Consider the following 18,814-nt stretch of genomic DNA (forward strand, 5'->3'; position numbering starts at 1 on the left):
GATCACGCGGGCGTGATCGGCGCTGATCTCGCCCGCGTTCAACGCCAACTGCACAAGCGGGAGCACGGTGTCCAGGTCGTTGGCCAGCTTCACTGCCGCCCGCGCGTGTTCGGGGCGCATCCGCAGCAGCGACGACAACAACGCCGCCGTACCCGTCGCACCGACACTGGCACCCAGGTCACGCCGGTCCGCCTCGCGGATCACCTGCAGCTGGACCGCCTCGAGCTGCGCCGAGAGAGCTTCAAGACTGACCAGCAGGTCGGTGAGCTCGTCCCCTGGAGTCGACCACAACGGCGCACCAGACTCCTCGGCGAGGCGGACACGTATCCGTTCGACCAGCACCGAGAACGGGTGCCGGCCCGCATCCGCCGAGGTCGAATCCATGCCCGGACACTACCGGCCACCACCGACAAGACCCGGCCCCGAAAGCCCACAAAACAAGGGCATCCCGCATCCGACAGGGCCATCGTTCTGGGTCGGGGGCACCCTTGGCCAATAGAGCCGTACAAGGGTGCCCCCCGACCCACAACGGCACGCCCCGCGATGCCAGCCGCCCACCGCCCACCGCCGGGCCTGCTGCCCAACCTGAGTGCCCATGATCATGAAGGCAGAGAGGGCTATACGTCCCGAAACCCTTCATGATCACGATCATGATCACGGCAAACGAGGGCGCGTCAATGCGGGCTTGCGTCCGTGGGCGGCGTACCTTTTGCCGCCTCGGGAGCGAGGCGGTGCAGGACGCGTTCCATAAAACGGTCGTACGGAAGGCTCAACCCCTGCGTGGCAATCGGGTCGGGCTGGCCGGCGACCGCGAGCGTGTCGGCGGTCCAGGCGTCGAGTTCGGCCCGCAGCCGAGCGACCCGTTGCGGCTCCTCCGCCGCGAGGTCCTGCCGCTCACCCGGATCGGCTGTGAGGTCGAAGAGTAACGGATCGGGACGGCGCGGCCGCCCGTACAGATCCGGCAGCGGCTCTCCCCCAGCGTCATGTGTCACCGGAACGATCAGTTTCTCCGTCGCCGTCCGCCACGCCACCGACGCCTGCCGGGTCGACTCGGTGGAGACGACGTAAGGCCGGATCGATCGAGCCGATCCGCTCAGCAACGGAAGCACACTGCGTCCCGTCAACGGATAAGGCGGCAATTCGAGATTGGCGAGTTCACACAAGGTGGGAAGCACGTCCTCGTGTGAGACAAGGGCATCGCACCGGCCGCGCTCGCCTGACGGCGTTCGCAGCATCATCGTGGTCCTGATGACCGCGTCGTAGAGGCCGTGGTGGTCGAAGTACAACCCACCCTCACCGAAACACTCGCCGTGGTCCGACACCAGCAGCACCACGGTGTCATCCCAGCCGCGGCTGGCGCGCAGCCCGTCGAGGAGCCGGCCCACCTGGGTGTCGACCTGGGTGATCTCCCCGTCGTACTGCGCGACAATGTAGGCGTAGTCATCGGGATGCCGCAGCTTCATGTCGGCAACGAACGCGTCGTAGTAGTCTGGATGGATCGCCCGGACCTCCGACATCTCCACCGGACCAGAGCCCGGCTCGTAGTGGAGGGTGTCGTACGGCGGCAGCGGACCGTACGGCGTGTGCGGGTCCCAATAGTGGATGAACAGAAACAGCGGTTCCTCACGTGCCCCTTGGACAAACGACAGGGCACGGTCGGTGAGCTGCCGGCTCTGGTCACCAAACGGCGCGTAGAGAAAGCCGGAGTAGTGGTCGTATCCCCGCGCGAACCAGGTGCCGCGCCCAGCCCCCTGGACGACCAGGTTGTCGCAGGCGACGGTGAGATAGCCGCCGGCCTTGGCGAGTTGGGACAGAAGCTGGATCTTCGCGTCGAGCGGATGGCCGCCCGGGTGGCTGACAACCTGGTGATGGTACGGATGCAGGCCGGACAGCAGGGTCGTGAACGCTGGCGTGGTAGGGATCCCGGCCGCGAACGCCTGGTCGAACACAACGGACTGCTCGGCCAACCGGTCGACCGCGGGTGACGTCGGCCGCGGATAGCCATAGCAGCCAAGGTGATCCGGCCGTAGCGTGTCGACCGCGATCACGACGATGTCTGGTCGCTTGGCGGGCATGGCGCTCCTTTAGCTCGCCAGATCGACCGGCGCAAAGCTGATCCGGCGACCCTCACGCGCGGACTCGTACGCCGCAAGGATCATCTCCACGCACACCTTGCCCTCCTCGGCGGTGGCCAGCGGCCCGCGCCGGTCATGCAGGTAGTCGACGAGCGGACGCGGCACCGCGGCGATCCGGCTGCCGTGCGGGGTGTCAGCTGGAAACCCGAGGTCCTGCCAGTCGGGCTCACCACGCCGGAAGAGCTTCAGGGCCGTGGCGCCCGGTGGTCGGGGCAACGCCGACGACACCAGGTCGCCGTAGTTCTGCACGATCACCCCTTCGTCACCGTAGATCTCGGTCGTCGCCTCGGCCGCCAGCATCGTCGAGCTGTTGAGCAGGATGCCGATCTCCTTGTTCGCAAAGCGATAGAGGGCCACGCCGTTGTCGTCGGGCGCCGTGTCGGTGACCACGTTGTCGATCTCGGCGAGCACGCTCACCGGGCGGCCGAGAAGCCACAGGAACCAATCGGCCGCGTGGGAGGCGTCGTCCATGAACATGCCGAGGTTCTGGACCGGATCGATGTGCCAGTTGCCGGGCCGGGCGAAGTTCGGGTCGAGCAGCATGGGGATGGCGTGCCGACGGCGGACGACGGCGATTCGGCCGACGGCACCCTCGTCGAGCAGCGCCTTGATCTTCTGGTTCACCGGATCGGCACGCATCTGGTAGCACATACTGAACTTCACGCCGTGCTCGCGGACGGCCGCGATGATGGCATCGCAGTCCGGCAGCGTCAACGCCATCGGCTTCTGCAGCAGAACATGCTTGCCGGCCGCGGCCGCCGCGACCACATGCTCGGCGTGCTTGTTCGTCGGGCTGGTGACGATGACCGCGTCGATGTCGGTACGCGCGAGCAGCTGGTCGAGGTCGGCCTCGAACGACAGACCGAACCGCCGGCATCCCTCCTGCCCGCGGTCGCGGTCGTCGTCCCAGCCGGCGACCGCGACCGCGCCGTCGAGACCCGCGATCGTTGTCAAGTACGCGTTGACATGGGCATGCGCGAAGCTGATGACACCGATGCGTACCGGCTCGCGGCGTTCTTCTGGTTGTTCTACTGAGGTCATCGGGTCGGGCCCCGTGCGTTGAGCTCGCTGGGATCGGGGATGCCAGCGGCGGAATCCCTGCTTCCGTTGGCGCCCGCGATCCGGGCCCGCAACGGCGTCGCGCCCGGACCCACCCGCTCGTCTGGTTGTGGCGTACCGATCTGCGAGGCACAGGCGCCCTGCTCGGCCACCGGGTCGGTGTCCCGCCCGGTCTCCTCGAGCCGGCGGGCGAGCCAGGCATCGAGCCGGCGTTCGAGGTCGGCCGCCACGTCAGGATGCGCGTCCACCACGTTGTGCTGCTCGCCCGGGTCGGCCGCCAGGTCGAAGAGTTCCTTCATCGGGCGGCCGTGCGGATCGGGTTCGATCGACCGGATGAACTTCCAGCGATCGGTACGGATGCCGCGCTTCACCTGCCAGGTCGCCTCAGACAGGGGAACCTCGGAGTAGTTGCTGTCCCGGGCGCCGTAGATGGTCGGGAGCAGACTCAACCCTTCCATCCCTTCGGACTGCCGGATGCCGAGCAGGTCAAGGAGGGTCTGGGCGACATCGACGTTCTGGACCAGGCCCGGGACCCGCCGTCCGGCCGGAAGCGTGCCTGGCCAGGTGATGATCAGCGGGATGTGGACGTTACCCTCGTACAACCCGTGGTGGTCGAAGTAGCCGAGCTGCTCGTTGAGGACCTCACCGTGGTCGGCCGTGATGACGACGATCGTGTCCTCACGTACCGGCTCCAGGGCCTTGAAGACCCGCGCGAGGTGATGGTCCATGTATTTCACTTCGCCGTCGTAGAGGTTGACGACGTACTCAGCGTCGGTGACACCCGGCATCCAGTCGTGGAAGTACCACTTGAACGGTTCCCAACTCCACGCCTCGTCCATGCTGTGGTTGTGGGGGTCGTACGGGTCGGCATTGGCCGGTTGGTAAAGGCTTTCGTACCCCGGCGGTGGGAGATATGGCGTGTGCGGGTCCCAGTAGTGCAGGAAGAGGAAGAACGGCCGACTCCCCCGCTGGAGATCGTCGATCAACGGAAGGGCCAACTCCGTAACGGTTTCGGCCTTCCGCAGGACGGTCGGATCCGAACGGTCCCACTGGTAGTGGTGGTACTGCTCGAAGCCGCGGGTGAAGTGTCGTCCCATGTTGTCGACCGCTGCCGTGGCATAGCCGTGGTCGGTCAGGATCTCCGGAAGCAGCCGGATACCATCGCGGACCGGCACCTTGCCGCCGATGTTGACGATGTCGTGGGTGATCGCTTCCTTGCCGGAGAAGAGCGTGGTGAAACTCGGGTGGGTCGGGATGTTCGGTGCGTAGCAGCGTTCGAACACCACTCCCTCGGCCGCGAGCGCGTCGAGGTTAGGGCTCGTGTCGCGGTGGTAGCCGTAGCAGCCCAGATGGTCGGCGCGCTGGGTGTCCAGCGCGATGAGGACGACGTTGGTCATCCGGACACCTCCTCGACCGATCCGCCCTCGAACGAACGGATCGCGGCCTCGATCACTTCCTGTGCGGCCAGGCCATCCTCGCCCGACGCGTCCAGCGGTCCGCCGGAACTCGTCTGCTCGACGAACCGGTCGATGCGGTTGCGGAAGGTCTGCCCGAACCCCTCCATGCCGCCCATGATCGGGTTGTCGATCACGAGCTTCTCCGGTGATATACGCGGAAAGAACTCCAGGCGTTCGAAGACGTTGTCGATCACGAACCGGCCCGCGCTGCCGCCGACCTCGCACCGCTCGATCGGGTGGAGCCCACTCGCGTCGTAGCTGCCGGTGAGATGACCGACCGCACCGCTGGCGAACTGCATGTTGATCGAAGCGTTGGACCAGATCGTGCGACCGGGGCCCTTGTGGAGGAACGCTTGCACCTTCGTGATCGGCCCGCCGAAGTAGCGCATCACGTCGATCGAGTGCGGATGCAACGCCCGCAGATGGAACCATGGCGAGGTCTCGTTCGGGTTGTTGATCCAGAGCGCCATGTTGACGAAAAGAACCTCGCCGAGTGCGCCGTCCTCCTGCAGCTTCTTCGCCCGCGCGGCGGCCGGCGTGAAGCGGTGGTTGAGGTTGACGCCGAGGAGCACCCCCTTCTCCTTCGCCCGCTGGACCATCTCTCTGGCCTCGACGATGCTGTTGGAGATCGGCTTCTCGACGAGGACGTGCTTACCGGCGTCGAGCAGCCGCACGGTGGGTTCGTAGTGGTGACCGCCGTTCTCCGGACCCGCGGTCGCCACGCTCACCGCGTCGATCTCTTCTGAGGCGATTAGCTTGTCCAGGTCGTAATAGGCGGGTACGCCGTACTGCTGAGCGACCGGATCGACGCGCTCGGGCAGCAGGTCGCACACCGCGACGAGTTCGGCGTTCTTGTTCTCGGCGTACCACCGCGCGTGCGTGCGTCCGATGCCGCCAAGGCCGACGACCGCGACTCGAAGCATTCTTGGTCTCCTCCTTCTCGACCGCCGTCCAGCGGCCTCCATGGGTGTGACTGCTTCGGCGGGCTCAGCTGTTGAGCTCGGCCAGGCAACGGGAGAGGTACCCACGACTCTCGGCCGCGATGCTCGCCGCCTGTGCGAGCGAGTACGACCCGGCGCCGATCACCTCGAGGTTGAGCGGACCGGCGTAGCCGACGTCGCGCAGCGCCCGGAGGGTCGCGGGAATGTCGACGGCGCCGCGGCCGGGAACCTGGGTGGGCGGCGGGCCGACCGCGCGTTCGCGGCTCGCACAGTCGCGGAAGTGGGACGTGATGATCCGCTCGCCCCAACGGTCGGCGATCTCCGGCGGCTCCTCGTCGGCCCGGAACAAGTGGCTCGGGTCGAAGTTGAGCCCCAGAGCCGGCTCATCCACCTCACTCATCAGGCGGAGCGCGGTCTCACCGTTGTAGATCGCCTGGCCGACATGGGGTTTGACCGCGAGCCGCAGGTCGTACTGTCCGGCCAGCTTGGCGAGCTCGCGCAGGTGGGCGATCGCCTTGACGGTGGACTCCTCGTCCCCCGAAACGCCACCGGAACCGATGTTGACGATCGGGACCTGAAGCCGGGTGGCGAGGTCGAAGACCTGATCGAGCCGCTCCCGGTCGGTCGACGCCGCCTCGATCGCGGTCGCGTGGAGTCCGCGGTCGGACAGGAGCTGGATCACCCGCCGGATGGTGGCGGTGTCGTCATCGGGGGACACGTGCTCACACATGCCCTTGATGACGGCGAGCTCGACGTACTCATAGCCGGCGAAGGCGATCTGGTCGAGGGCGGTCTCAAGGTCGACCGCGGCGAACAGAACTGTGTTGCACCCCAATTTCATGGGAATACATTCCCCCTGAAGTTCGAGAATCCGGACTCGGTGAAAGAAGGCGTGTGCGAACGCCGTCCCGGGAGCCGAGGTGGTTTCGAGTACCTGCGACGATGCCGGACCTGGCTCCAGGGGTCAACCAGGCCCGACCGTTCTCGGTCAGGACCGTTCGCGGTGAACGAAACCGGACACCCTACGGGATTTACAGGGGGTCGCGGGCAGGCTTAGATTTCTTCGTTGAAACGTTATTAGTGCCGATCTTCGCCGCAACGACGACCGGCAACCTGACCTTGCCTCGCGGCGGGAAGCTAGCCGTCGTTGACGATCTCTCGATCCTTCGTCGCCAGGAGTTCGATGCGCAAACCCGCACTCGACCTTGCCAAGGTGCGACGCCAGCTCGACCTGTCCGATGAGGCCGTACGCTGGCCTGCGGAGATCGCCCGGCCAATCACGGACGCTGGCCCGGTCCTGCCCGATGACGCCGAGGCGGAGCGCCTGCTGGCACTTCTCGGCGTCGATCCTGAGGACCGTGCCGACGTCCTGGCGGCCCGGCCGGATCCGCACACGCACCCGGCGCAGTGGTGGGTGTTCGACCGGATCTACCGCGACCAGCTCGCGACGATGGATGCCAGCCTGCCGATCGACGGTCTCCGGGGATGGCCGGCTCTGCCCACCAGCACCGGCGCCGTCGGCAGGCACCTCTACGTCTGGCTGTACCTCGCCGTCCTGCCCGAAACCCGCAGGGTCCACGCCGAACGCGGAATCCCTGACGACATCTCCTGGGCGAGCCTGCCGATCGGCGAGGCGTTGCGCGCGCACCGGGCGATGACCGGAGAGAGCGGTCTTGGCCTGTTCAACCTGTGGGGTCAGCCGGTACGCCTGCGAGTTCTTCTCCCGCCACTATCCCGACGAGCCGGTCGCGTTCTTCACCTGCGTGTCCTGGCTGATGGACCCACAGCTTGCCGACTATCTGCCGGCGACTTCCAACATCGTGCGGTTCCAGCGGCGGTTCCAGGTCCTCCCGCTCCTTCCAGAAGCCGACCCGGTGGAAGCCGATCACCTGATTCTCAGCTTCGTGTTCGGACGATCCTGCTCAGAATCGGAGATTCCTGCGTCGCTCCTCAATGAACTACCGCAGGAGTCCGCCCTGCAGCGTGCGTACGTCGCGCACCTGCGGTCGGGGCGTCATTGGTACTCGCGTACCGGCTGGCGCCCCTTCCACCAGTGACGGCGAGTTCAACGGAGTTCAACCCCAGGTGCGAGGTGGCCGGTCCTCTGTGGCGCGGGTCTGGCAGTGAGGTCGTACTAGGCGAGCGGAGCGCAGGAGGCGATTCGCATCGGTACCAGCAAGTTCGACCAGTTGTTCGCTACAGCGACTCCGCTGATCGTGGCTGGCGAGCACCGACGCGAGACCCCGCCGGTCGAGGGTGGCCGCTGGCCTGTTAAGCGCCGTATTTCGCCCACCCCTGGGCAGCGTGGTCGGGCAACGGCTTGATGAGCTGACTGGCGAGGCAGCGTAGCTCGCCGGCACTGGCCATTGGCAGACTGGCCAGTCCAGCTCGGCCCATCTCACCATTCGGGCCCTGGAGTGGTACCGCGAGCAAGTCCCGGCATCCGATTCAGCCGTCCACCGTTACCTGACCGCTCTGGAAACCGCGCAGCTCGGCCAAGCCGCAGCTGCCACCCCGAAAGCGTGCTGATCATTGGCAGTGCAGCCCCGAGCCGGCGTCGGTTAGTCTGCGGGCCATGCCGACATCAGTGGGATACGTTGTTGCGGTCGATGCGGGCGGGACGCAGACCAGGGTCGGCTGTTTCACTCTCGATGGAGTGCTGCTGGCACGGTGTGTAGGACCAGGTGGGTCGCCCAATCACAATCACGGTGCCGCCGAGCACGTCCGCTCCACGATCGCCGCAGCGATGACCGTTGGCGCGCTCGCGGTTGAGGATGCAGTTGCCTTGACGGCGGGAGTGGCCGGGTACGAAATCGATGCTGCGAACGACTGGATCGACACCTTCTTCGAAGGGTCCACACTCACCTGCCCACGGCAGGTGGTCAACGACGCGGTAGTCGCGCACCGAGGCGCGCTGGCCGGAGCGCCGGGAGTCATCGTCGTGGCCGGCACCGGTTCAATGATCGCGGCGATCACCGATGACGGCACGGTGCTCGAGAGTGGCCGGTTCCAGCACTATGCCGGAGGGGCACGGCACCTCGTCTTTGACGTGATGCATCGCATCCTGATCGGCGACCACATCGACGCCGACGCGAAGTTGATCAAGACGGTACTGACCTGGTGGGGAGCTCGGGACGTCGGAGACCTTCATCGGATCGTACTCGGACTCGACGGTCAGGACTACAACGACGTGAAGCGCCAGTACGGCGGTCTGGCACCAGCGATCACAGCCGCCGTAGACGACTCTCCGCTCGCCGATGCCGCGGTGACCCGCCTGGCCGAGAAGACCGCAGTCGGCGTCCGACTGCTGGCCCCGTTGATCAGCAGAAGCGCCGTGCCGGTGGCATTGGCAGGGGCGTTGGCGACCTCCGCTGAGTTCGCCGATCGGATCACACGGCTCCTGACCGCCAACTCCGAACCCAACATCACCATTGCCAATGCCGCACTCGATCCGCTCGGCGGTGCGGCCCTGATGGCGTTGGAGTCCATCGGCGTGGCCGTCACCCCCGAACTCGTCAGGCAACTTCAGGTCTCGACCGGCCGCTAAGCCGGGTACGAGGTTGCCGGAGGCACGTCCGCACAGGCGCGTCAGGAGCGCCTTGGGTACCACGCCGGAACGAGCTCTGGGTCGCGCGGGTATCGCTCGATGTCCTCGAAGTAGTCGTCGTCGATCGCGGCGACGGCGGTGGGCCGGGTGTCGTCAACGGTCCGCGTGTCCTCTTGCTCGGCGGCGGAGTGCGGCTATTCCCAGCCCAGTATCTGGAGGAGCACCGAGCTGACGGCCGCGACGGTGCTGACGATCCCGGACACGAACATCCAGAAGTCCGACCGCCGGAACCACTGCCTCCAGGCCGGCTGTTCCGCCCACTGCAGGTAGGCCAGCGCCCGTTCCTCGATGTACGCACCGAACTTGTCGCGAGCCCTTCTAGCCGAAAGTCTGTGGCGTTGGCCATGCTCCGCTGGGATCCTTCTCGCCATGACGCTGACGACTCGACAGCTCACCTCCGGGGACTGGCCGTCGTTCTGGCCACTGTTGAAGGACATGGGCACAGATGATGAGGAGACTTCCGCGCGAGGACGATACGACGAACTGCTCGTGGATCCGAGATGGGGAATCCTCGGCGGCATCGACGGTGACCGCTTGATCGGCTACGCGGCCGTCCAGGACTACGGCCCGCACCTGCGTCTGGGGAACCTTCACCGGATCGCGCGGCTCCATGATCTTTACGTCCACCCGGATGAACGCGGGCGAGGAGTCGGACGCGTTCTCATGGAGGGAGTGACGACCTGGGCCGCGGTGCGCGTGCGATATCTCGAATGGCAGGCGGGCCACAAGACATCGGCACCGTTCTATGAACGACTGGGATACAAAGGTGAGCCGTGCCCGCAGCCGGAATACCCGACGTTCGTCATCGACTTTCGCACCAGAACACCGGATGATCAGGTCGCGGAAATCTGATCTAGGAGGGTTCGTTGATCATGAGGTAGTCGTCACCCTCTTCGCCGTAGCGGCGGAAACCAAGGCGGGTATAGAGCCGCTCCGCATCAGGGTTGCTCTTGCTGACTTGGAGCACCGCCGGCAGCCGCCTTTCCCGCGTTTCCTGCAGAAGGGTGGTGATGACCGTCGTACCAATCCCCCTGCTCTGATGCTTTGGCAAGATCTGCAGACCAGCGATCTCCAGCCGTTCGTCTGTACGAAACCACCCGGAGCCTGCCGACCCGCTCGGTGCCGGACAGGATGACGTACGTCACGCTGTCCTTCACCTTTCCGAGAACCTGTTCCGTGGCCGCGGACCTGGCCCCGTCGACCCACGTCGGAACCTCCGCCTCAGGGGAAATCTCCGGATGCGTCTGGAGGTGAAGGCGGTAGAAAAGATCACCGAGAAAGTCCACGTCATCGAGCGTGGCCGGCCGCACGTTCGTTGTCCCCATCGCGCCACCATGAACGCCCTCATCTGCCGGGCGCAACCGCTTTTCCGTACGAGGAGGCGTGACCGTGGCAGCGACGGATCACGAGAGGCATGGCGCACGGCTGCGGACCTGGTGGGCAGACTTCAACAGACCATCAGCGTCGGCAGACAACGTACGACACCTGATCGAAGCCGTGGCGCCTGGTGCGACCGCGACCGATCTCGGCGGCTGTCTGAGCCTTAACCTGCTGCTTCGCCCGATCAACCTGGTGGTGCGCGTTCACCAGCCTTTCGTCTCTCGTCGCCGTCTCCTCGCCCTCCAGCAGCTGCGCAGGCAGCTCGCCGGCAGCGGTCTCAACGTGGCCGATCCTCTCCCAGCCAGACGCCGGCCGCTTCTTCGATGCGGGGACAGTTGGGCGGAGTTGGAGGCCTACGTTCCGCACGTCGACCTGGCAGCAACGTGGGATAACTACGTCTGGATGTTCCGCGGGATAGGCCGCCTTCATCGCGCACTGGCAGTGGTCGACACGGAGATACCGAGGCCCGTCATCTCCACCTACGCACCGCCCGGATCACTCCGACGCTGGATGTCCGTCACGGAGCAGGCCCTACGCCACGACAGCCGCGTCCGCGACCTGCTTCGCCGCTCCCGCAAGCTGCTCCGATCACTGGCCGCACAATGGATTCCACAGACCGCGCTCCCCACGCAGCTCATCCACGGTGACGGCAAGCTGAGCAACATCCGGCGTACCCCAGCGGGCGAAACAGCCTATCTGGACTTCGGCTTCGCGGCGTTCCGGCCACGCATTCATGATCTCGGCCACTCACTGGCCTGGATGGTCCTTCGACCGGACGACAGTGGCACGGCCGAATCCTTTCCCTGGTGGGACAGGGTGCCGGATCTGCTGGGAGAGTACGAGGACGCGGCCCATACCAGGCTCACGAACCTCGAACTCCTCGCCCTGCCGGCCTCCATGGCGGCGGTCACGGCCTACCAGCCAGCGGTCGCCGGCTTCGCCCGCGACCCGATCACGAAACTCCGGGATCCCACCGTCGACCGCTTTCTTCGAATCGGGCAATGGATCCTGGCCAACCGCCAAGCCGTCATTGACACCGCTCGCCATACTGGGGCTGACCCTCGATCAGACGCCGGAGGGTGAAACCAGTGCGCATACGAGATCTCCGCCGAACTCCCCTTGCTGTGACAGTACGCGGAATCCGGATGCTGCCAGCTCATGCCGGAGCTCCGCTGGCCTGAGGTGCCGGCGATGAGGCACGTACCACTCACCATCGAACTCCACGGCAGAATCGCTGAGCGGGCCTCCAGGTAACGCCTGATAACAGATTCCCGTGCTCTCGTCGTACCGGAACGAGCGGTCGTAGATCCGCTGCGGGTCGTACATCGCCGTCGAGATCAGGTAGTAGCCCGTTGACTCGAGCCTCGCCCGCACCGCGGCGAAGACTCTGGCCCGATCGTCATCGGTGACAATTGATTGAAGACAATAACTGTCCACGATCAGGTCGTAGCGCTTGGGCACGCGACTGCTGGCGACGTCACACATGTCTTGGACATCGAAGTGGACTTTCACCCCACGCTCGCGGGCGTTTCGCCGCGCGAGGTAAATAGCCTGAGGAATAAGGTCAATCGCGTCGACATTGAATCCTCGCTCGGCCAGGAAGCAGGCGGCCGGTCCCGTTCCACAGCCGTATTCCAGCACTTCCGTCTCGGACCAGGGCGCAAGAGGGAGATCGGCGAGAGTGCGTTCAAGGAACGACCGGTTGGGAAAGTCTTCGAAGCTCGGCGCTTGATCGAGGTCGAAGAGGTCGTTCCACTGGGTCAGCCCCTCCTGGTCGATTCGCCGGTATGCGGACTCGTGTTCTGCGTAGTAGTACCTCACGACAGGTCTCCTTCCGGCGCGAGCAGGCAGCAGTCGTACGGACGGCCCGGCGAGAGCATTCTTGCGCGACCAGCCGGCGATCGGCCACCCAGAAATCCACTTGACCGCCGCGTTAGCCTCTGATCTGCTAGACGGCCGCAACCGACCATCCCACCCTGGAAGGAGACGAATCATGTCTGTCATCGTCCGTGTACTTGCTCCGAAAGGTCTCCCTTGGCATTCGCCCGATCGTTCCAGTGCTCCCACTGCGGCGTAGACGTATCCCTCGACGCGCCGGGTACAACCCACCGCAATCACTGCCCCAGCTGCCTGTGGTCCAGGCACCTTGACCGTAACGTCCCCGGGGATCGAAAATCCGATTGCCCGGGCGGAATGGAACCCATCGCGGTGACCGTCCGCGGCAAAGGCCGATGGGTCCTCATTCACCGCTGTACGAAGTGCGGCCGGCTACGACTCAACCGCACCGCCGGCGACGACAACCAGCTCCTGCTGGTACGCCTCGCCGCACTCCCCCTCACAATGCCGCCGTTCCCGTTCCAGGGCCTGCAGGACGACTAGGATCTGCTTGGAGCGAGCGTTGACTAAAAAGGCCGTGAGCACTGGGCCACGGCCCATTCATCAACCAACGCCTCATCCGCACCTAACCCGACCCGGGGAAATGGACGTCGCGCTCACGTAGTCATGCGGGCCGGTAGGGTGAGCCGTCACCGTTGACGAGAGCGGGGTACGAGTTGCCGGAAGCCACGGTGTTGCGAGAGTCCGAACACTGGCAGATCGTGCGGCCTCCACACTCCCTCACCGAAGGACACGTCGCGCTGGTCATGCGGCATCCCAACCATGGTGGGCATTTGACCGTCAACATGGCTGCTGACCTGATCGCCACGTATCGCATCGCCCGCGGAGGTCTGCACGCCGTACTTGGCTGCGACGGATTCGCGCTGAGCTTCGCCCATTCCTGGCAACCGTACGGTCGTGGCATCGGCGAGCCGTCAGCCGACTGGGGCCACCGCCCTACCATCCATGTCTTCGGTCGCAGTCGTACGGAGCGCCTCAAGCCGATTCGAGTGATGGCGCTTCCTGTTCACGATCGCCAAGCACCAATCTCACCAACCGAGCAAGCCGAGCTTGACCGACAGCTCACTATCGCGTTCGCCAACGCCGACACGACCAACTCACCCGTCATACTCCACACAACTGACCCGAGCCCTTGCGACGGCTGTGCCCCTGAGGTCGAGCGAGACCAGGAACTCTGGCGGTCTGACGGCGTTCGTGCCATCCGGCCGCGCCAGCCGCTGCTGGATGCGAACATCCTGGTGATGCCGCTCCGGCACGTCGAGAGTCCCGGATCGCTGCATGCGCACGAGATCGTGTCGTACGCCGAACGGCTCCGCGAGGTGCGTGCCCAGTTCGCCCGGCGGTACGGAGCCAGCGGGCTGAGCTGCTTCCTCAACGATGGGACTCGTGCCGGCCAGGAGACGCCGCACGTACACGTCTTCGGCCGCGCTGTCGACGAACCCCAGAACCCGTTCGAACTCCTCGCCCAACGTCTCCGCGCGCGGTAAGCGCGCCACGTCCGCACACCGGTCGTACGTCAACGGACGTATCCAACACGCCGCTCAACGCATGACGACTCCGCCCGGGCGATCCCCGATGCTGGTCCACGCACCGGCCAGAGCAGGAAGGACGTCACCATGAGTACACCCGGACCGGCCCGGGCGGCAGCCGTCCGTGCGCCGAGCCCCGAGCGCACACCGTGGCGGTTGGGCAGGCGCACACGAAAGGCCGTCCTGGCCATCCACCTAGTGGCGTCGGGGACGTGGATCGGCATCGACGTCGTCATGGCGGTGGCCGTCTTCACCGCGCTGCTGAGCGACGACACTCCCACCAAGGCGCTCAGCTTCCAGGCACTCGACCTGTTCGTGGTCTGGCCGCTCTTCGTCACCGGCCTCGTCTGCCTCGCCAGTGGGATCACCCTTGGAATCGGTACCAAGTACGGCCTCTTCCGCTATTGGTGGGTGGCCACCAAACTGGTGCTGAACATCATGCTCGCCAGTCTGGTCCTGATCGCCCTGCGGCCAGGAGTGTCCGAGACCGCCGAACGTGCCCGGCAGGCAATGGCGGGTGAGGCTGTTTCCCTCGAGGTCGGCGACTTGCTCTTTCCGCCGATTGTCTCCCCGCTCGCATTGCTCATCGCTGTGCTCCTGGCTGTATACAAGCCGTGGGGCCGAATCCGCCGCAGGACTCGGTAATCCGCCACGGATCCTCCAAGGCAAATCTGGGCTGCGATTCGTCCACTCTGCTCTACGATTCGTCACATGAACGTGAGAATCGTCAAAGGGGGTCGGCCTGGGGCGGGCGAGCCGCTCGAGCCGCCGATGTCGGAGATACCTGGTCTGGTGCTGGCCGAAAGAGTCGTCACCCGTTCCCCGGAGATCGTGATCTCGGTCGGACCCATCCAGGTATTCTCGACGGGATTCCTCGTAGCATTTCACCTTCGGTTTGCTCCGAGCTATTCCGACAGCAACGAGGAGCAAATCCAGGATTTGCAGAATCTGATGCTGTCCAGGCCGGCCGAAGCGGCGCGGCCACGCGTCACGCTGAGCGTTCGGTACGCCGACCGCCCGACCCGTGTCCTGGCCGGCCAGCCGACAATGCCTCCCGCCGACTCTCCATTGTTCGATCTGGTCGACGGCGGCGGCAACTCCCGTCAATGGCGCCTGACGTACTGGCTGTGGCCGGACACACGCACCGACGTCACCTTCCTCGCGGCCTGGCCAGAACGCGGGGTGCCAGCCGGCGAGGTCGTTCTGACCAGTAGCGACCTCGCGTACGCACGTGCCGCCATTCAGCAACTGGACTGGAACGCCACCGAGTAATGGACTTGGGGGTCGCGCGATCCCTCAAGCGGTTGGCCCCGACGGGCTGTCCTGCCGCTGGAGCCACTCCTCCGCCGACACCCGCCTCCCGCCGATCGACGGCTGTACGGCCGGCCAACTGGCGCGGTAGTCGATCAGAGCTCTAGCACTGGCGACCCGCAGTCCGCTCGCTTCGACGTCCAACACGTTGGCGGGCCACGCATGGCGAGCAGATCCCCAGAAGTCGGTGTAGTAGATCCCGTCAGCGCGCCGTACGAGAAACAACTCGACCATGATTTCCTCGGACTCGAACGCACGCTTGTGGGGAAAGCGCTTCGCGGTGATCTCAGCCACTGTCGCAAGGAACCCATCGACCAGCTCGAAGTCCTCTGCTGGATAGAGAAGATCGATGTCGTGGTGTACGCGTGGTAAGGACAGCCCGAGGAGCTCCTCAGCCCAGCCGCCGAACAACCACGTGACGATGCCGGCCTCTTCCAGGTGGGCGACGATATGTCGTACAAAGGTAAGGTCATTGGCTCGCACGATCCACCAGGATCTCAGCCCTCAGAGGGCGTACTCGGTGCAGATGTGTCGGCACGGTGAGCTGACTGAAAGAGTTCGATCAGGTTTCCAGCGGGGTCGGCGAGCAGAACTTGGCGCCCGCCGGGACCTGAGACCACGTCACTTCGGAAATGCAAGCCCGCGCGGCGCAGCCGGTCGATCTCGACGTCCAGATCGTCAACGACGAGGTGGATACGATTGCGACCCGCATGGGCGGCGTCATCAGGGGTAGCGCGAGCGCCGGAGCTCGAGGGACCAGAGAGCAGCAGCCGCAAGGGGCCGCGAACGACGTCGGCGAAGGCTGGTGCGGCATTGGTGCTCACTGTGAAGCCGAGGTTAGTGGTGTAGAAGTCGATGGCCGCCTGCACATCCTCAACAAGGTAACGGACGCTGGCATACCGGTCAGGTGCGGTCATGACTGACTCTCCTAACGTCGGCGAGAATGGGTATCAGGTATCTGATCCTGGCATCGATGTCAGCTGCGATGCGCTGGAAGGCGGGATAGCTGGCTTGGTCGTCGCCACCGGCCTTGGCCGGGTCTGGGAGGCTCCAGTGGATTCGCCGCGCGTGGTCGGGAAACTCTGGGCAGACTTCACGAGCCCTGTCGCACAGGGTGATCACCTGGTCGAACCCGCGGCCGGCGAGAGTATCCAGGTGCTGGGGGCGCTGGTTCGCGACGTCAATGCCGAATGCCTCGCGCAGCACCCGAGTGGTGTTGGGGTGCAGGTCGCGCTTTGGCTGACTGCCTGCGCTCGTCACGGTCACGCTGCCGGCAGCGTGGTGGCGCAGCAGTGCCTCGGCGATCGGTGAGCGGGCACTGTTACCCGTGCATACAAACAGCACGGCAGCGGTACGCGGGGACCGCTGCCGTGCGGCCGGTGGGGTCGGTGGGGTCGGTGATGCGACCTCCCGGCGGAACGCCGGGTGCAGCGCCGCACCGCTATCGGTCAACGCATCCGCGCAGCGGTCCAGATCCAGGTGGTAGTAGCTGTCACGACCGTCGAAGCTGCTGCGGGTGGCGGTGACCAGCCCACCGTCGCGGAGCAGCCGCAGGTGGTAGGAAACCAGGTTCTGTGGCTGGTTGACCTGTGCCGCCAACTCGCGGACCCGGTGGTCGCTGTTGGCGAGTTCGGTGAGTAGCCGCCAGCGCAGCGGGTGGGCGGCCAGCCGGACGAACGCCGGTGGCGCGCTGGCTTGACTCGACGGCAGCATGAGCCGACGATACGTCAAACTAGATTGTTATATCAAGCTAGTTTGATGGAAATGTGGACCGAGATAAGGAGGTCCCATGAATGCCAGCCGCACCGTCGTGGTCGCGGGTGCGACCGGGTACATCGGCCGGCACGTCGCGCGGGTTCTGCACGCCCGGGGCTACCGGGTGCGGGCGCTGGCTCGGGATCCGCGGCGCCTGGAGCCGATCCGCGATGCCTGCGACGAGGTGTTCATCGGCGAGGCAACCCAAGCCCGGACCCTTGACGGGCTCTGTGCGGACGCCGAGGTGGTCGTTTCCTCGCTGGGACTCCGAACGCTCCGCAGTCGCCCGACGCCCGATGCCGTGGATCTGGACGCCAACCTCAATGTCCTGGAAACCGCCCAGCGCGCCAGCGTACGACATTTCGTCTTCGTCGGAGTACTCAACGGCGAGGAACTGATGGAGTTAGTTCCGATCCTGCGGCCACGCGAAACGTTCGTGCGGCGGCTGAGGAACTCCGGCTTACGGTGGACCGTCCTGCGGCCGACGGGCGCGTTCAACGACATGCAGGAGATCTTCGGGCTTGCCAAGCACGGTTGGGGTCTGGTGCTGGGCGACGGGCATCATCGGATCAACCCGATACATCCGGCCGACATCGCCGCCGTCGCGGCGGACGCCATCACCGACATGACGTTGTACGACACAGAGTTCGGCTTCGGCGGCCCCGATATATACACCCACGAGGAGCTATCCGGGCTCGCTGCCCAGGTGCTCGGCCGAACCATAAGGATCGCGCACCTGCCCTACTGGCCAATCGACTCAGTGATCGCCGCCACCCGCTTGTTCAACCGCAACGCTTCAGGGTTCCTCCGGTTCTTCCGTCAAACCCTCAGCCGGGACATGGTGGGCACTCCCCTCGGCGAGCACACCCTCCGGGACTACTACCGCGAACTCGCTCACCCGTGAACCCGCTGCGTTGAGTCGGCTGGATCTGAGGCACAGTAATTGGGTCACTCACCTAGTCCTGATTGGGCTACTCTCAGCGCCGTGAGCCAGCCCCCAGCGCCCGGATATTACGAATTCCTCGACTTCAACGCACCGCTGTCCGATGCTCGTGCCGAGTCGATTGCGGGGACCATCGCGTCAGGCCAACCGGCACGGATTGTCGATCTCGGGTGCGGTTGGGGCGAGCTACTCCTGCGCGCACTTGCCATGGCACCGACGGCAACTGGCTGGGGCGTTGACTCCGACGCCGAAACGATCAAACGTGGGCGCGCCAATGCATCGAACCGGGGGCTTGCCGACCGGGTAACCTTCACCGTCGCCGACCTGAGCGCAATGCCCGAGCCTGCCGATGCGGTGATCTGCGTGGGCGCCGACCACGCTTTCGGTGATCAGCGGGAGGCCATGCGGAGCCTTCACTCCACCGTCCGCCCCGGTGGCCGCTTACTGCTGGGCACCGGATTCTGGGAACACCCGCCCACCGTCGCGCAAGCGGCCTCGGTGGGGATGGCACCGGATTCCTTGCACGATCTCGCCGGGCTGGTAGACCTCGCCATCCAGGCGGGTTTCCGTCCACTCTCCGTCCAGACCGCAAGCCGCGACGAATGGGAGCAGTTCGAGTCGGGATACCTGGCGGACTGGGAAAGCTGGCTGATCAGCTACGGCCACACCCCAGGAGCGGATGACATCCGCCGGATGGCAGACAAACACCGCAACGAGTGGTTGCGCGGCTACCGCGAAGTTCTGGGCTTCGCCTATCTGATGCTCGCTCGCCCGTTCTCCGCTGAAGAGCCCATCGAATAG

Annotated in this window: 21 protein-coding genes and 2 pseudogenes; 11 read left to right on the plus strand and 12 right to left on the minus strand. The window is 65.4% G+C overall.

Going from position 1 to position 18,814, the window contains the following annotated elements; translation table 11 throughout:
• The 6 genes from B141_RS43970 to B141_RS0132250 all read right to left on the minus strand — a co-directional run.
• On the minus strand, positions 1-384 hold a 384-nt coding region (locus B141_RS43970; protein ID WP_040422960.1), incomplete at its 3' end, for a DUF222 domain-containing protein.
• A 290-nt stretch (positions 385-674) separates the two neighbouring features.
• Complete coding sequence (locus B141_RS0132230) at positions 675-2,075, minus strand: sulfatase family protein (RefSeq protein WP_020579316.1); 1,401 nt, start codon at positions 2,073-2,075, stop codon at positions 675-677.
• A 9-nt stretch (positions 2,076-2,084) separates the two neighbouring features.
• Positions 2,085-3,176, minus strand: a complete 1,092-nt coding sequence (locus B141_RS0132235) for a Gfo/Idh/MocA family protein (protein ID WP_020579317.1) — start codon at positions 3,174-3,176, stop codon at positions 2,085-2,087.
• Positions 3,173-4,591, minus strand: coding sequence for a sulfatase family protein (locus tag B141_RS0132240; protein WP_020579318.1), 1,419 nt, complete (start codon positions 4,589-4,591; stop codon positions 3,173-3,175). The genes B141_RS0132235 and B141_RS0132240 overlap by 4 nt, the downstream gene beginning before the upstream one ends.
• Positions 4,588-5,574 (minus strand): Gfo/Idh/MocA family protein, encoded by a 987-nt coding sequence (locus B141_RS0132245; protein WP_020579319.1) that lies wholly within the window; start codon positions 5,572-5,574, stop codon positions 4,588-4,590. Before B141_RS0132245 ends, B141_RS0132240 begins: the two co-directional genes overlap by 4 nt.
• A gap of 64 nt (positions 5,575-5,638) precedes the next feature.
• Positions 5,639-6,433 (minus strand): sugar phosphate isomerase/epimerase family protein, encoded by a 795-nt coding sequence (locus B141_RS0132250; RefSeq protein WP_020579320.1) that lies wholly within the window; start codon positions 6,431-6,433, stop codon positions 5,639-5,641.
• 342 nt (positions 6,434-6,775) lie between these two features.
• On the opposite strand from B141_RS0132250, the pseudogene B141_RS53040 reads away from it, so the two are divergent.
• From B141_RS53040 to B141_RS0132260, 3 genes and pseudogenes are all read left to right on the plus strand, one after another.
• Positions 6,776-7,258, plus strand: a pseudogene (locus tag B141_RS53040) (acyltransferase domain-containing protein); the annotation flags it as partial.
• Positions 7,259-7,265: 7 nt separating this feature from the next.
• Complete coding sequence (locus tag B141_RS53045; protein ID WP_420313612.1) at positions 7,266-7,649, plus strand: hypothetical protein; 384 nt, start codon at positions 7,266-7,268, stop codon at positions 7,647-7,649.
• A 518-nt stretch (positions 7,650-8,167) separates the two neighbouring features.
• Positions 8,168-9,139: a hypothetical protein gene (locus tag B141_RS0132260; RefSeq protein WP_157181461.1), complete on the plus strand. Its 972-nt coding sequence runs from the start codon at positions 8,168-8,170 to the stop codon at positions 9,137-9,139.
• A 194-nt stretch (positions 9,140-9,333) separates the two neighbouring features.
• On the opposite strand, the gene B141_RS43975 is transcribed toward B141_RS0132260, so the two are convergent.
• Complete coding sequence (locus B141_RS43975; RefSeq protein ID WP_020579322.1) at positions 9,334-9,570, minus strand: hypothetical protein; 237 nt, start codon at positions 9,568-9,570, stop codon at positions 9,334-9,336.
• Here B141_RS43975 and B141_RS43980 point away from each other — a divergent pair.
• Positions 9,569-10,051: a GNAT family N-acetyltransferase gene (locus B141_RS43980; RefSeq protein ID WP_020579323.1), complete on the plus strand. Its 483-nt coding sequence runs from the start codon at positions 9,569-9,571 to the stop codon at positions 10,049-10,051. The two genes, B141_RS43975 and B141_RS43980, sit on opposite strands and share 2 nt — an antisense overlap.
• A 1-nt stretch (position 10,052) precedes the next feature.
• Here the strand turns inward: B141_RS43980 and B141_RS0132275 are convergent.
• Positions 10,053-10,283, minus strand: a pseudogene (locus B141_RS0132275) (GNAT family N-acetyltransferase); the annotation flags it as partial.
• 305 nt (positions 10,284-10,588) lie between these two features.
• On the opposite strand from B141_RS0132275, the gene B141_RS0132280 reads away from it, so the two are divergent.
• A complete protein-coding gene (locus B141_RS0132280) occupies positions 10,589-11,662 on the plus strand; it encodes a phosphotransferase (protein WP_169512993.1) in 1,074 nt (357 codons plus the stop codon).
• Here B141_RS0132280 and B141_RS46480 read toward each other — a convergent pair.
• The gene (locus B141_RS46480; RefSeq protein ID WP_020579326.1) at positions 11,645-12,400 is read right to left on the minus strand and encodes a class I SAM-dependent methyltransferase; all 756 of its coding nucleotides are present in this window, start codon (positions 12,398-12,400) and stop codon (positions 11,645-11,647) included. The two genes, B141_RS0132280 and B141_RS46480, sit on opposite strands and share 18 nt — an antisense overlap.
• A 213-nt stretch (positions 12,401-12,613) precedes the next feature.
• Between B141_RS46480 and B141_RS0132290 the strand changes: the two genes are divergently transcribed.
• The 4 genes from B141_RS0132290 (at position 12,614) to B141_RS0132305 (ending at position 15,276) form a co-directional block, all read left to right on the plus strand.
• On the plus strand, positions 12,614-12,958 hold the full coding sequence (locus B141_RS0132290; RefSeq protein WP_026257758.1) for an RNHCP domain-containing protein: 345 nt from the start codon (positions 12,614-12,616) through the stop codon (positions 12,956-12,958).
• A gap of 152 nt (positions 12,959-13,110) precedes the next feature.
• A complete protein-coding gene (locus B141_RS0132295; RefSeq protein ID WP_157181462.1) occupies positions 13,111-13,962 on the plus strand; it encodes an HIT family protein in 852 nt (283 codons plus the stop codon).
• Between the two features lie 129 nt (positions 13,963-14,091).
• On the plus strand, positions 14,092-14,649 hold the full coding sequence (locus B141_RS0132300; protein WP_051114246.1) for a hypothetical protein: 558 nt from the start codon (positions 14,092-14,094) through the stop codon (positions 14,647-14,649).
• Positions 14,650-14,715: 66 nt separating this feature from the next.
• Complete coding sequence (locus B141_RS0132305; RefSeq protein ID WP_020579330.1) at positions 14,716-15,276, plus strand: hypothetical protein; 561 nt, start codon at positions 14,716-14,718, stop codon at positions 15,274-15,276.
• A 24-nt stretch (positions 15,277-15,300) separates the two neighbouring features.
• Here B141_RS0132305 and B141_RS46485 read toward each other — a convergent pair whose 3' ends face one another.
• From B141_RS46485 to B141_RS0132320, 3 genes are read right to left on the minus strand one after another with little or no spacing between them, the layout of a single operon-like run.
• The gene (locus tag B141_RS46485; RefSeq protein ID WP_020579331.1) at positions 15,301-15,798 is read right to left on the minus strand and encodes a nucleotidyltransferase domain-containing protein; all 498 of its coding nucleotides are present in this window, start codon (positions 15,796-15,798) and stop codon (positions 15,301-15,303) included.
• A gap of 14 nt (positions 15,799-15,812) precedes the next feature.
• Positions 15,813-16,232: a VOC family protein gene (locus tag B141_RS0132315; protein WP_020579332.1), complete on the minus strand. Its 420-nt coding sequence runs from the start codon at positions 16,230-16,232 to the stop codon at positions 15,813-15,815.
• A complete protein-coding gene (locus B141_RS0132320; protein WP_020579333.1) occupies positions 16,219-17,028 on the minus strand; it encodes an arsenate reductase/protein-tyrosine-phosphatase family protein in 810 nt (269 codons plus the stop codon). Before B141_RS0132320 ends, B141_RS0132315 begins: the two co-directional genes overlap by 14 nt.
• A 76-nt stretch (positions 17,029-17,104) precedes the next feature.
• Here B141_RS0132320 and B141_RS43995 point away from each other — a divergent pair, with 76 nt between their 5' ends.
• A complete protein-coding gene (locus B141_RS43995) occupies positions 17,105-17,974 on the plus strand; it encodes an SDR family oxidoreductase (protein WP_020579334.1) in 870 nt (289 codons plus the stop codon).
• Positions 17,975-18,055: 81 nt separating this feature from the next.
• Positions 18,056-18,814, plus strand: coding sequence for an SAM-dependent methyltransferase (locus tag B141_RS0132330; RefSeq protein ID WP_020579335.1), 759 nt, complete (start codon positions 18,056-18,058; stop codon positions 18,812-18,814).

Origin of the sequence: Actinopolymorpha alba DSM 45243, assembly GCF_000373925.1 — a bacterium.
GTDB lineage: Bacteria > Actinomycetota > Actinomycetes > Propionibacteriales > Actinopolymorphaceae > Actinopolymorpha > Actinopolymorpha alba.

What these genes read in the sequence shown, in the direction of transcription:
- B141_RS0132250 (WP_020579320.1), bottom strand. Translation starts at nt 6,433, where the DNA reads ATGAAATTGGGGTGCAACACAGTTCTGTTCGCCGCGGTCGACCTTGAG.
- B141_RS43980 (WP_020579323.1), top strand. Translation starts at nt 9,569, where the DNA reads ATGACGCTGACGACTCGACAGCTCACCTCCGGGGACTGGCCGTCGTTC.
- B141_RS0132320 (WP_020579333.1), bottom strand. Translation starts at nt 17,028, where the DNA reads ATGCTGCCGTCGAGTCAAGCCAGCGCGCCACCGGCGTTCGTCCGGCTG.
- B141_RS0132240 (WP_020579318.1), bottom strand. Translation starts at nt 4,591, where the DNA reads ATGACCAACGTCGTCCTCATCGCGCTGGACACCCAGCGCGCCGACCAT.
- B141_RS0132235 (WP_020579317.1), bottom strand. Translation starts at nt 3,176, where the DNA reads ATGACCTCAGTAGAACAACCAGAAGAACGCCGCGAGCCGGTACGCATC.
- B141_RS0132305 (WP_020579330.1), top strand. Translation starts at nt 14,716, where the DNA reads ATGAACGTGAGAATCGTCAAAGGGGGTCGGCCTGGGGCGGGCGAGCCG.
- B141_RS0132260 (WP_157181461.1), top strand. Translation starts at nt 8,168, where the DNA reads ATGCCGACATCAGTGGGATACGTTGTTGCGGTCGATGCGGGCGGGACG.
- B141_RS0132300 (WP_051114246.1), top strand. Translation starts at nt 14,092, where the DNA reads ATGAGTACACCCGGACCGGCCCGGGCGGCAGCCGTCCGTGCGCCGAGC.
- B141_RS43995 (WP_020579334.1), top strand. Translation starts at nt 17,105, where the DNA reads ATGAATGCCAGCCGCACCGTCGTGGTCGCGGGTGCGACCGGGTACATC.
- B141_RS43975 (WP_020579322.1), bottom strand. Translation starts at nt 9,570, where the DNA reads ATGGCGAGAAGGATCCCAGCGGAGCATGGCCAACGCCACAGACTTTCG.
- B141_RS0132245 (WP_020579319.1), bottom strand. Translation starts at nt 5,574, where the DNA reads ATGCTTCGAGTCGCGGTCGTCGGCCTTGGCGGCATCGGACGCACGCAC.
- B141_RS0132315 (WP_020579332.1), bottom strand. Translation starts at nt 16,232, where the DNA reads ATGACCGCACCTGACCGGTATGCCAGCGTCCGTTACCTTGTTGAGGAT.
- B141_RS0132230 (WP_020579316.1), bottom strand. Translation starts at nt 2,075, where the DNA reads ATGCCCGCCAAGCGACCAGACATCGTCGTGATCGCGGTCGACACGCTA.